Origin of the sequence: Hamadaea tsunoensis DSM 44101 (assembly GCF_000428945.1) — a bacterium.
GTDB lineage: Bacteria > Actinomycetota > Actinomycetes > Mycobacteriales > Micromonosporaceae > Hamadaea > Hamadaea tsunoensis.
In genome coordinates, this window is the sequence record NZ_AUAX01000007.1 from 1 (window position 1) to 11,023 (window position 11,023).

Consider the following 11,023-nt stretch of genomic DNA (forward strand, 5'->3'; position numbering starts at 1 on the left):
GTAGCAGACCATCCCGGCCACCGACACCCGCGCGTTACCGGCCGCGGTCACCTTCACCACCGGCGTCACGCCACGCGGTGCCCAGGTCGTGGCCTTGGCCGCCCGCAGCGTCTGACCGCACTCGTCAGCGAAGCAGATCCAGGCGTTCAGCCGTGTCGCGACTCTTTTAGCGCCGGCCACTGATAGCGGCGCCACCGGGCGATGGCCTGCTCGTCGCGTTCGATCGCCCGGTGGATCGGCTGCTGCGGGGGATAACCCAGCCGCCGCATCGCCTGCCACACCGTGGTGACACCCACCCGGACATGGAACATGACCGCGATCAGGTCACCAATACGCGCCAGGGTCCAGCGTTGGTCCTCGCCATGCCCGGCCGCCGCCGGACCCAGCTCCAACCGCGCCTTCAACCTGGCCAACTGCTCATCGGACAACTTCGGCTCCGGACCCGCAGCACCCCTGGAAGCCAACGCCTGCACACCACCGGCCAGCCACGCCCGCCGCCACTGATAGGCAGCCTTGGTCGACACTTCCAACGCCGCCGCGACTTCGACCGCGGAGCGGTCCTGAGCGAACAGCTCCGCCGCCTGCAACCGGACCCGCTCACGCCGGGCCCGTTCCGCCTGGTCCATCCCACCGCCGTCGCCGTATCGCATGCCACCAGCAGACCCCACCACGACGACACACGCGATCACCCAAAAGCCTCAAAGTGGACTCGACCCAGACCCCCACCCCGAAAGGTGTCTAGCGGCGCTGGCGCCCGCCAGCAACGGCGGGTGCGCCGCTGTCCTGGCTACCGGCTACCGTGGCCTGCCTTACCGATTCCCGAAACTCCCGGGCACAATCGTCAAGCCCGAATCGGACAGTCGGCACAAAGGCCCGGTGGGGTTGGGTGAAACGGTGACCGAACCGCGGCGGATGATGCTTCGCCCCACTGTGCTGGCAGTGGAGGCGCCCTGCGCCGGAACGGTCTCCCGCGCGAGGAGCGGAGGTGAGATCGACGAACCCGGGAAATGAAGATCTTGAATTTGAGTTCCGGTGATGTTTTGCGGGGAGGCGGCGCTGTGATCGGTAGGAGCCGGCGCACCCCCGCGCCGGGCCGCTGGTGAAGCCCTGGCCCAGCTGAGCTACCGATCCACCGGAAGGAAGGTCCACATGCGACGGCTGGCAACGCTGTGCGCGCTGCTGCTCGGTGCCACCGCTCTGGCCCCCGCGACGACCGCTGTGGCGGCACCGACCCCGATCCAGGTCTACGGCGCGTGGCACTGCAGCAACGACGCCTGTACCTGGTCGGCGGTGCGGACCGTGGCCGAGTTCGACAGCCAGAACCATTGGCTGATCGACCGCGGCAACGGGCAGCCGAGCGTCAACCTGGTCGTGCTCAGTTTCGTCAACCCGCTACGGCTGCTCAACCAGACCACCGACGCCGGCGACCTCAACGGCGTACCTCGGGGGATGACGAGCGACATCGTCAACTACTTCACGTCGCACGGCGTACGCGTGATGCTGTCGATCGGCGGTATCACCTACACCGACGACTGGACCACGGCCCTCAACCAGAACGGGACGCTGCTCGGTCAGCGGGCGGCCGCGGTCGCCACCCAGCTCGGCGTCGGCATCGAGATCGACTACGAGGCCAACACCGGCGCGAACCTCACCGGGCTGCAGAACTTCGTCACCGCGTACCGGGCGGTGCACCCGTACAACGCGGCGGGCACCGATCCGACGGCGCGGCTGACGATCGATCTGGCCGCCGGCGACCGGTGGCTGATCGACATCGGCCGCAAGGCGACCGCGGACTGGCTGCGTACCGACACGCCGGTGCTGGACTTCGCCAACGCGATGGTCCCGTCGAAGCAGCCGTCGACGTCGTCGGCGGAGGCGAACTGGCAGGAGCACCTGGACGGCAAGGCGCAGTACAGCCCGCCGATCCCGCCGCTCGCACCGGCCAAGTTCACCGGCAGCCTGTACGTGGCCGAAGGCAGCCGGGTCCATGCCGAGTGCAACAACTTCGCCGCGTCGCTGCAGAACACCACGAGCTCGTGGGTGCAGACCGCCGCGCCCAACGGGGCGGGCAGCACGGCCGGGTTGCTGGGCTACATGTTCTGGGCGGCCGAGAAGCCGTCCACGCGGGGTGTGACCACTGCGCCGCCGAACACCTGCGAAGGCGGCATGGGCGTGGCCGCGAGCACGTTCAACATTCCGATTCCGCTGCCGGCTCTGCGGCAGAGCTGAGGCGCGGCACGACGAGCCGGCGGGAGGCTTTCCACGGCCCCCTGTCGTCTCCTGGCTCCCGGGCAGGCACCGGCCCGGGAGCCACACCTTGTTTCGGGGTGGCGTCTCATGAAGTGATGCTGTCGGTCGTACTGCGGCGGCCGGTCGGCCGGTGGCGTACCGGGCCTTCCCGCTGCCGCACGCTAGGAGGGCAGGGTGGCAGTTGCACCCACACCCTCTTGCCGCCGTGGAACAGCCGGTCGACACCCCATCGGGCCGACAGCTGCACCACCATTCGCATGCCCAGGCCGCCCAGGTGCGCCGCGCGGGTGGGCGCGATCTCGCTGCCGTCGGCGACGCTGATGATGACCTGACCGTGGTGATGTTCGACGGTGACGCCGTGGCAGCCGTCGCCGTGGGTGAGCGCGTTCGAGACGAGTTCGCTCACGACGAGTTCGGCGTTGTCCAGCCAATCGCGATCGGCCAGGCCCCAGCCCGACAGCACCGCGCGCAGCGCCTTGCGGGCTGCGGTCGGTGCTTCCGGCCCCCACGGAATGTCGACATCCACCCTGACTTCGCCCATGTGATCCGATCTGCCGAGGATCTCCGCGACGCCGCTGTCACGGTTGTGTCACTGGGGCGAGTCTAGGCGATCGGTCCACTGTGGTGTCACCGGACGGTGGGGCGAAACCAAGAATTAACAGGGTGTTTTTCCTGGTCGCGTATTGACTGTGGCGATCATGCAAGCGGACTGTGTCGATGGACACGGTCCTGTGCCGGAATCGCCCGGCCGAGCGCCGCCGCGATCAGCCACGCCACGCAGGCGAGCAGGCCGAGCCGCTCCAGCCAGCCGGTCAGCGACGACCGCCCGACCGCCGCGATCGCGACCGCGGTGCCGACCAGCAGCGGCCAGCCGACCGCGACGGCCACCCACGACGCCCGCCGGGCCGGCCCGGTGCCGGTCCAGGCCAGCGCGCCCATCGCCAGCGCGCACAGGCCGACTCCGGCGATGCTGCCCACGGCGTGCACGAGGTCCCCGGTCGTCGTGGTCTCGTACGGGGGCAGCGGGCAGCCGGGCGTACAGGTGACCGTGCCGGAGACGAGCATCGCCGGGGTCGCCAGCGCGAGCGGCACCGCCACCACCAAGACCGACCGGTACGCGACGGCCAGCGCGGCCGCCGCCCCGGCCAGGCCCAGGATGCCGGCCCGGTAGAGCCCGGCGAACGGCCGCCCGGGTACGCCCGCCTCGCTGACGTAGCCGCCGAGGCCGGAGCCGCCGGACCCGTTGCCGGAACCGGCGAGTCCGTTGCGGACGGACGCCACGCCGACGGCCAGCCCGCCCAGGACGCCGAGCGCGACCGCCGCCCAGGCCCACGGCCGGGCGGTCGTGCTCACTCGGCGGCCACGCGGTCGAGCCACTCGTGCATGAGCGCGCCGAACAGGACGGGCTGCTCGATCTGCAGGTTGTGCCCGGCGACGTCGAGGACCGCGAAGGTCGCCCGGGGATAGTGCGGCAGCAGGTCGTACTGGTCCTCGTAGCCGACGCTGTCGTCCTGCCGCCCGGTGAGGATCAGCGTCGGACCCGTGTACGCCGGGCCGGACTCCGGGTTCTCGCTGAGCGTCCAGCGCTGCCGGATGCGGGCCATCGCGGTCTCGTCGGCGAGGTCGAGTCCGGGCTGGACGTCCTCGTGGAACCGGCGCAGCGTCTCGGCCGACTGCACGACGGCGAGTTCGCCGTAGTCCGCGGCGGTACGCTCGTCCAGCCCGGCCATCAGCTCCGGGTCGGGCCGCAGGACGACGTGTTCCGGCCGCCGCCGGTACGCGTGCTCGACCGCGGTCCCGATCGGGCAGATGAGCGCGAGACCGCGTACCTGGTCGGGGCGGGCCCTGGTGAGGGCGCGGGCCTGGTAGCCGCCGTAGGACTCGCCGACGAGCAGGAACGGCTCCTGTCCGATGGTCGTGTCGACGAACTCCAGCAGCGCGGCGTGGACGTCGTCGGAGCTCGCGATCGACTCGGGCGCGGCCGACCGGCCCATGCCCGGCAGGTCGGGGTAGACGCGGCGGTAGCCCGGCCGGTCGGCGAACAGCGGTTCGAGGCAGCCGAGCATCAGCCGGTGGTCGGGCGTCCAGCCGTGGACGGCCAGGATCGGCAGGCCGGAGCCGCGCACGGTGTAACTCAGCATCGCCATGTCCTCTCACGCCGGTGGTGTGTCGCCCGGCATAGTCTCCACCGGCTGTGACAAAACCCCGGCCAGCCGAGCCGTGTGTGATCAGCGTCGCGCCCCCCACGACCGGCCGGCCGCCGGTAGCCTGCTGGATCATGCGTACGCCGCCGTTGCCGCCCGCGCCCGTCCGGTTGACTCCCGAGCAGCTGGCCGCCCGAGCCGTCGGGGACCGCCCGGTCGAGGTGGCCCGGCCGATCACGATCAGCTCCTACGACCCCGGCTGGCCGCAGCGGTACGCGTACCACGCCGGCCGGATCCGCGCGGCGCTCGGCGACCGGGCGCTGGTCGTCGAGCACGTCGGCTCGACCGCGGTGCCCGGCCTTGCGGCCAAGGACCGGCTGGACATCGACCTGATCGTGGCCGACCCGGCGGACGAGGACGCGTACGTGCCGGACCTGGAAGCGGCCGGGTACGCGCTGAAGACCCGCGAACCGCACTGGTACGAGCACCGTTGCCTGTGGACGCCGGACCACGATGTGAACCTGCACGTGTTCGGACCGGACTGCGACGAGTACCTGCGGCATGTGATCTTCCGCGACTGGTTGCGCGAGCACCCCGACGACCGCGACCTGTACGCGTCCGCCAAGCACCGGGCGGCGGCGGAGCACTCGATGTCGATGGCGGGCTACGTGGCGGCCAAGGGCGACGTCGTCCTCGCCATCCTCCGCCGCGCCGGTCTCACCTGATCCGAACCCGGGGCGGAACCCCACCGCTCCCGCCGCACCCGGCCGGCTGCCCCCCAAGATCCCGCTTGGATCAGGGAAATCACCCGAATCTTGGCCCAAGATTACGTGGATTTCCCTGATCCAAACCCAATCTTGAGGGCGGCCGGGGGCGGCCGGGGGCGGCCGGGGGCGGCCGGGGGCGGGGCGGCCGGGGGTCAGAACGCCGGGGTGAAGGTCGTGCGGAGGCGGTAGCGGTCGCCGACGTACTGGACGGTGGACAGCAGCGCGGGATCACCGCCGGCCGTGTGGATCACCTGGTCCAGGACCAGGATCGGGCTGCCCGCCGCGATGTCGAGGTACCCCGCGACCGCCGCCGACGCCGCCCGGGCCTCGATCGACACCACCGACCGGCCGAGGCGTACGCCCGCTTCGGTGAGCATTTCGAACAGCGACGCCGTCCGGAAGTCGGCCGCGGTGAGGCCGGCCGAGAGATGCTCGGGGATCAGCGTCCGGTCGTGGGCGACCCGGATGTCGTTGAGGTGGCGGACCCGTTCGAGGTCGACGAGCGGTGTTCCGGCCGGTACGCGCAGCCGGTCGCCTTCGTCGTGCGTCGCCGGGCGCACCTCGTGGCGTACGACGTCGGAGCGGGCGCGCATTCCCTTGCGGCGCGCGGTGACCGTGAAGGACTCCAGTTCCTGCGGCCAGTCGCGGGTGGCCGGGGGGCTGGCGAGGTACCAGCCGCGGCCGTGCGCGGAGCTGACCAGGCCGCGCTCCAGCAGGTGCGTGAGGGCGCGGCGCAGCGTGACCCGCGAGACGCCCAGCTCCTGGCAGAGGTCGCGCTCACCCGGCAGCCGCCGGCCGGGGGTCAGGCCGTCGGCGGCGGCGCGGTCGAGCACGCGCTGCGCCGTCTCGGCCCACAGAGGTTCGGACACCCCAGGAAAATACCACCGCAGACCAGTTTGACACCACCGCATACCAGCGGGTTACCGTGTCCGCGTGACGCACCGGGTCCTCGTTCCGCACCTCGGCCTCAGCCTGCGCGCGAGCAAGGCCGTGGTCGTCGAGCTGTCCGACGGGCGCGCGCCGCGCGAGGTCACCCTCGTGACCCCGGCCGGCGCCGTCGCCCTCACCCCGGGTCCGGTGGTCGCGGTCGACCGATGGCACCGCGGTCCGTACTGCCGCGTCCCGCTGCCCGCCGACCTCGCTCCAGGCACCTATGCGGTACGCGTGGTCCTGGAAACGGGGGCCGAGGTCGGCTCGCCGCCCTTCGAGGTCGCCGAGGAGCGGCTGCTCCGCCAGACGCTGTCCGACGTGCTGGCCTACTTCAAGGCGATGCGCTCCAGCGGTGAGATCGACCGCAAGGACCGGCGCGCGGCGCTGTGGGGCGGCACCGGCGGGCGCACGGTCGACGCGCGCGGGGGCTGGCTCGACGCGAGCGGGGACACGAGCAAGTTCCTGAGCCACCTCACCTATACGGCGACGATGAGTCCCCAGCAGATCCCGCTGTGCGCGTGGGCGATGGCGACCGCGCTGCGCCACGACCTCCCACACCCCCTCGCGGTACGCGTCCGCGACGAGGCGTTGTGGGGCGCGGACTTCCTCGTGCGGTTCCGTGCCCCCGAGGGCTACTTCTACACCGGCATCTTCGACGCGCTGACCAAGAACCTCGACGAGCGGTTCGTGACCGCGCCGCTGCCGGACTGCGTACGCACCGACCGGTATCAGGCCGGGTATCGGCAGGGCGGCGGGCTCGCGATCGCCGCGCTGGCGGCCGCCGCCCGGCTCGACGACGACGGGGAGTTCGGCCGCGACCGGTACCTCGCCGTGGCGGTGGAGGCGTTCGAGCACCTGGAGGAGCACAACCTCGCGTACCTGCACGACGGGGTCGAGTCCATCGTGGACGATTACTGCGCGCTGCTCGCCGCGACCGAGCTCGTCGCGTCGGGCTACGACCGGGCCCGCCCGGCCGCCGACCGCCGCTACGCGAACCTGCTCGGCCGCCACGTTCCGGGCGCCCCCGGATGGTTCGTCGCCGACGCGACCGGACGCCCGTTCTTCCACGCCGCCGAGGCCGGCCTGCCGATCCTGGCCCTGCTGCGGTACGCCGAGGTCACCGGCTCGGCGCCCGCCCGCGAACTCGCGCTGCGGGCGATGACCGACGTGCTGGACCGCACGGCGGCCGTCCCGAATCCGTTCGGGTACGCCCGCCAGCGGGTGCAGCCGACCGGCGGCGTACCGGCCGACGCGTTCTTCTTCCCGCACGACAACGACACCGGCTACTGGTGGCAGGGCGAGAACGCGACGATCGCCTCCCTGGCCGCGGCCGCGTACGCCTGCGCGGGGCTTTCCGGCGTCACCGCCGCCGAACGGCTGCGGCTGACGGAGTTCGGGGACGACCAGCTGGCCTGGATCTGCGGGCGCAACCCGTTCGACGTGTCGATGCTGCAGGGGCGGGGCCGGAACAACGTCGACTACGAGTCGGCCTTCCCCAACATCCCCGGCGGCATCGTCAACGGCGTCACCTCCGGCTGGACCGACGAGCACGACGTCGCGTTCCGGCCGGACGGCGTACCGGAAGGCGACGCGTGGCGTTGGGTGGAGCAGTGGATCCCGCACACCGGCTGGTTCCTGTTGGCCGTCGCCGCCGCGCCACGCTGAACACCCTGCCCTGCGCACTCTCCCCTGAGGACGGACATGACCCGCATCTCCTTCGCCGCCGGGCGCGACGCCCAGCCGGCCGCCCTCGAACGCATCGCGGCGCACGTCGTCGGCCGCCCGCTGCTCGGCCCGCGGCCCGTCGCCCGGCCGCTGTTCTGCGGCATCGGCGCCTCGTACGCCGCCCTCGCCGTGCCGGTCGAGATCCTGCGCGGGCGGGGCGTCCCGGCGTACCGGGTGACGGCGGGGGAGGTCGCAGACCATCCGGCCGCCTTCGCCGACGACCTGCTCATCGGCGTCTCCCAGAGCGGCCGCAGCGCCGAGACGCTGGCCGCGTTCCACAGCACGTCGATGCCCCGGCTGGCGCTGGTCAACGTCAGCCTCTCGCCGCTGGCCGAGCTCGCCGAACTGACCGTGGACCTCGGCGACGAACCCGACTCGTACGCGTCGACCGTCGGCTTCACCGGCACCGTGCTCGCCCTGGACATCCTGGCCGCCGAGCTGGCCGGCGACTCCGGCGCGTACGCGAAATGGGCCACGATCGAAGCCCTGACCACCCGGGCGCGGCAGGCCGCCGACGACGTCCTCGCGACGATCGCCGGCCGCGCGGCGGGCTGCGTGGCGGCGGACGCGGTGGCCGCCGGGGCGTCGCGGGCCGCGGCGGAGGAGACGGCGCTGCTGCTGCGCGAGGTGCCGCGCGTGCCCGCCGCCGCCTCGGCGACCCGGACCTACCTGCACGGCGAGATGGAGTCGGCAGGCGACACGCTGCACGTGATCTTCGGCGCGGGCCGCGAGGTCGAGCTGGCCTGGACCCTGGCGAACGCCGGACACCTGACGCTGCTCGTCACGACCGCGGCCGTCGAGCCCGGCCCGAACCTCGGCGTCGTACGCCTGCCCATGGTCGAACCGGCCGTGCTCGTCGTGCTGGAGACGGTGGTGGCGCAGGAACTCGCGGCCGTCCTGGCCCAGGAGCGCGGCATCGCGGCCGAGGCGTTCGTGTTCGCCAACCACGACACGAAGGAAGGCGGCGTCGACCCGGCGGACTTCGCGCTCGGCGGAGCCCGGCCGTGATCGCGGGCGTCGACATCGGCGGCACCAAGACCCACGTACGCGTCGCCGCCCCGCCCGACCTCGTCGTCGCCGACCGGGTCTTCCCGTCGGAGGGCTGGTCGCTCGCGGCGGGAGGGTCGTGGATCGTCGAGCGGCTCGCCGGTACGGTCTCCGAGGACCTGACCGCGCTGGTCGTCGGGGCGCAGGGGGCGGAGGAACCGGCGCACTGCGCCGCCCTGCGGGCCGAGCTGTCGGCCCGGCTGGGCATCCCGGTCCTCGTCGTCAACGACGCCCAGCTGCTCCTGCCGGCCGCCGGACTGCGCTCGGGCATCGCCGTGGTCGTCGGCACGGGCTCGATCGCCTTCCACGACGACGGCTCCGGCGGCATCACCCGGGCCGGCGGCTGGGGCTGGATCCTCGGCGACGACGGCAGCGCGTCCGCCCTCGTCCGCGAGGCAGCCAGGTCGGTCCTCGCCGCCGCCGACCGGGGCCGCCCGCCGACCGCGCTGGCCCGGCGGCTGCTGGCGGCCGTGGGCGTCGACACCCCGGGCGACCTCGCCCTCGCCCTGAGCTGGGGATCGGCGCCGGAACGCTGGGGCGACCTGGCGCCCGTCGTGACCGCGGCCGCCGCCGAGGGATCGCCCGACGCGGCCGCCATCCTGGCCGCGGGAGCGGACGCCATCGTGGACCTCGTGCGTACGCTGGCCGGCCGCGGACTGCCGGTCGAGGACGTGGTGTTCGCCGGGGGACTGGTGACGAAGGTGGCGTCCTACTGGGCGGCGATCCGGGACCGGCTGCTCGCCGAGTACCCCGACGCGCGACCGCGACTGCTCACCGAGCCCCCGGTCACCGGCGCGATCCGCCTGGCCGCCACCCTCTAACCCCGCCCGCACCGCCGCCCCGGCCGCCCCTCGATCCCGTTTGGATCAGGGAAATCACCCGAATCTTGGACCAAGATTCGGGTGGCAACCGTGATCCAAACAGGATCTTGGGGTCAGGGGGCTTCCATCGTCTCGGCGCGGGCGATCTCCATGAACGCCGCCGTCACGTACCCCGCCAGCGGCCGCCGCAGCAGGTACGCGATCAGCAGCGGCGCGTGCAGCGCCACCGCGGCCGGCGACGGCCGGTCGATCCCGTCCGCCTCCTCGGGATGGATGCCGAGCGCCCCCGCCACGAGGACGAGCAGCACCTCCGGCGACGTCTCCGGCAGCCAGGCCAGCGCGGTACGCGTACAGCCGTCGAGCACGGCCCGGACGTCGTCACCGTCGAGGCCGTCCGGGTGCCCCTCCTCCAGCAGGAGCCGGACGATCTCGCCCAGCAGGGTCGTCGCCTCGTACGGGGCGAGTTCGGCGGCGGCCGACCGCAGCGCCTCGGCATCGGAGTCGCGGGCGGCGGTCACGGCGGAGTCGACGGCCCCGGCCAGGGCCCGGGCGGCGGAGGGAAGCTGCACCCAGCGAGAATAGGCCCCATGAAGTGTCCCTGCGGATCCGACCGGCCGTACGCCGACTGCTGCGGCCCCCTGCACGCCGGGCTGTCCGGCGCCCCGACCGCGGAGACGCTGATGCGCTCGCGGTACAGCGCGTACGCGCGGCGGGACGAGGCGTACCTGCTGCGGACGTGGCACCCGTCGACCCGGCCGAAGCACGTGGACTTCGAGGCGAACCTGCGCTGGGTACGCCTCGACGTCCAGCGCACGGCCCAGGGCTCGCTGTTCGACAGCAAGGGCACGGTCCTCTTCGAGGCGCACTACACGATGGACGGCCGCCCCGGTGCGGTGAAGGAGCACTCCACCTTCGTCCGGGAGAACGGGGAGTGGCTCTACGTCGGCGAAGCCGGAAAGTAGCGGCGCCGGAACATGAAGGGGACGCGGCTACGGGACCGCGCCCCCTTCTCATACCCCCCGGAAAAGACCTTTGAGCAGCGTCAGGAGCCTTCCTGCACCGGGAAGATCTCGTCGGCGACCAGGCCGTGAGCCTCGCGGTGGACCGTGGCGGCGGCCTCGGCGCTCGGCGCCTCGACGAGGCAGAAGACCTTGCCCTCGGCCTCGTTCACCCAGTACCGCAGGTAGTTGACGTCGTGCTCGCCCTGCTTCTGCAGGTCGGCCTTGTGCGCCTGGGCGACGTCGTCGATCTTCACGCCGTCGGCGATCGTGTGGATGTCCATGTAAAGCGGCATGACTTCACGCTATGAGCCGCGGCGCGCCCGGCCATCGGGAACGGT

The 11,023-nt window shown here is 72.5% G+C and carries 13 protein-coding genes and 1 pseudogene; 6 read left to right on the plus strand and 8 right to left on the minus strand.

Features of this window, described 5'->3' with window-relative positions:
- A pseudogene (locus tag G401_RS57085) lies at positions 1-180 on the minus strand (hypothetical protein); the annotation flags it as partial.
- The gene (locus G401_RS45650) at positions 147-650 is read right to left on the minus strand and encodes a winged helix-turn-helix domain-containing protein (RefSeq protein ID WP_051366656.1); all 504 of its coding nucleotides are present in this window, start codon (positions 648-650) and stop codon (positions 147-149) included. The gene G401_RS45650 and the pseudogene G401_RS57085, both read right to left, overlap by 34 nt.
- Before the next feature lie 499 nt (positions 651-1,149).
- Between G401_RS45650 and G401_RS0114280 the strand changes: the two genes are divergently transcribed.
- Entirely contained in the window at positions 1,150-2,229 is a 1,080-nt protein-coding gene (locus G401_RS0114280; protein ID WP_051366657.1) for a glycoside hydrolase family 18 protein, read from the plus strand.
- A gap of 106 nt (positions 2,230-2,335) precedes the next feature.
- Here G401_RS0114280 and G401_RS45655 read toward each other — a convergent pair whose 3' ends face one another.
- The 3 genes from G401_RS45655 to G401_RS0114295 all read right to left on the minus strand — a co-directional run bounded on the left by G401_RS45655 (position 2,336) and on the right by G401_RS0114295 (position 4,391).
- Positions 2,336-2,776, minus strand: a complete 441-nt coding sequence (locus G401_RS45655) for an ATP-binding protein (protein ID WP_064741764.1) — start codon at positions 2,774-2,776, stop codon at positions 2,336-2,338.
- A gap of 170 nt (positions 2,777-2,946) precedes the next feature.
- A complete protein-coding gene (locus G401_RS45660; protein WP_051366658.1) occupies positions 2,947-3,603 on the minus strand; it encodes a DUF998 domain-containing protein in 657 nt (218 codons plus the stop codon).
- Positions 3,600-4,391 (minus strand): alpha/beta fold hydrolase, encoded by a 792-nt coding sequence (locus tag G401_RS0114295; protein WP_157545710.1) that lies wholly within the window; start codon positions 4,389-4,391, stop codon positions 3,600-3,602. The genes G401_RS45660 and G401_RS0114295 overlap by 4 nt, the downstream gene beginning before the upstream one ends.
- 137 nt (positions 4,392-4,528) lie before the next feature.
- On the opposite strand from G401_RS0114295, the gene G401_RS45665 reads away from it, so the two are divergent.
- Positions 4,529-5,119, plus strand: coding sequence for a GrpB family protein (locus G401_RS45665; protein WP_084557248.1), 591 nt, complete (start codon positions 4,529-4,531; stop codon positions 5,117-5,119).
- A 194-nt stretch (positions 5,120-5,313) separates the two neighbouring features.
- Here the strand turns inward: G401_RS45665 and G401_RS0114305 are convergent, their stop codons facing one another.
- Positions 5,314-6,030, minus strand: a complete 717-nt coding sequence (locus G401_RS0114305) for a GntR family transcriptional regulator (RefSeq protein WP_245601719.1) — start codon at positions 6,028-6,030, stop codon at positions 5,314-5,316.
- Between the two features lie 64 nt (positions 6,031-6,094).
- Between G401_RS0114305 and G401_RS45670 the strand changes: the two genes are divergently transcribed.
- The 3 genes from G401_RS45670 to G401_RS55795 are packed head-to-tail and all read left to right on the plus strand — an operon-like array spanning position 6,095 to position 9,684.
- The gene (locus G401_RS45670; RefSeq protein ID WP_051366660.1) at positions 6,095-7,756 is read left to right on the plus strand and encodes a glycoside hydrolase family 9 protein; all 1,662 of its coding nucleotides are present in this window, start codon (positions 6,095-6,097) and stop codon (positions 7,754-7,756) included.
- Positions 7,757-7,792: 36 nt separating this feature from the next.
- The gene (locus G401_RS55790; protein WP_027343039.1) at positions 7,793-8,824 is read left to right on the plus strand and encodes an SIS domain-containing protein; all 1,032 of its coding nucleotides are present in this window, start codon (positions 7,793-7,795) and stop codon (positions 8,822-8,824) included.
- Positions 8,821-9,684 (plus strand): BadF/BadG/BcrA/BcrD ATPase family protein, encoded by an 864-nt coding sequence (locus tag G401_RS55795; protein WP_034591697.1) that lies wholly within the window; start codon positions 8,821-8,823, stop codon positions 9,682-9,684. The genes G401_RS55790 and G401_RS55795 overlap by 4 nt, the downstream gene beginning before the upstream one ends.
- A 113-nt stretch (positions 9,685-9,797) precedes the next feature.
- Here G401_RS55795 and G401_RS0114325 read toward each other — a convergent pair whose 3' ends face one another.
- Complete coding sequence (locus G401_RS0114325; RefSeq protein ID WP_027343041.1) at positions 9,798-10,253, minus strand: hypothetical protein; 456 nt, start codon at positions 10,251-10,253, stop codon at positions 9,798-9,800.
- Positions 10,254-10,271: 18 nt separating this feature from the next.
- Between G401_RS0114325 and G401_RS0114330 the strand changes: the two genes are divergently transcribed.
- Positions 10,272-10,646, plus strand: a complete 375-nt coding sequence (locus tag G401_RS0114330) for a YchJ family protein (RefSeq protein WP_034591698.1) — start codon at positions 10,272-10,274, stop codon at positions 10,644-10,646.
- A gap of 80 nt (positions 10,647-10,726) precedes the next feature.
- Here G401_RS0114330 and G401_RS0114335 read toward each other — a convergent pair whose 3' ends face one another.
- Positions 10,727-10,978 (minus strand): DUF4242 domain-containing protein, encoded by a 252-nt coding sequence (locus tag G401_RS0114335; protein WP_027343042.1) that lies wholly within the window; start codon positions 10,976-10,978, stop codon positions 10,727-10,729.
- Positions 10,979-11,023 lie beyond the last annotated feature (45 nt).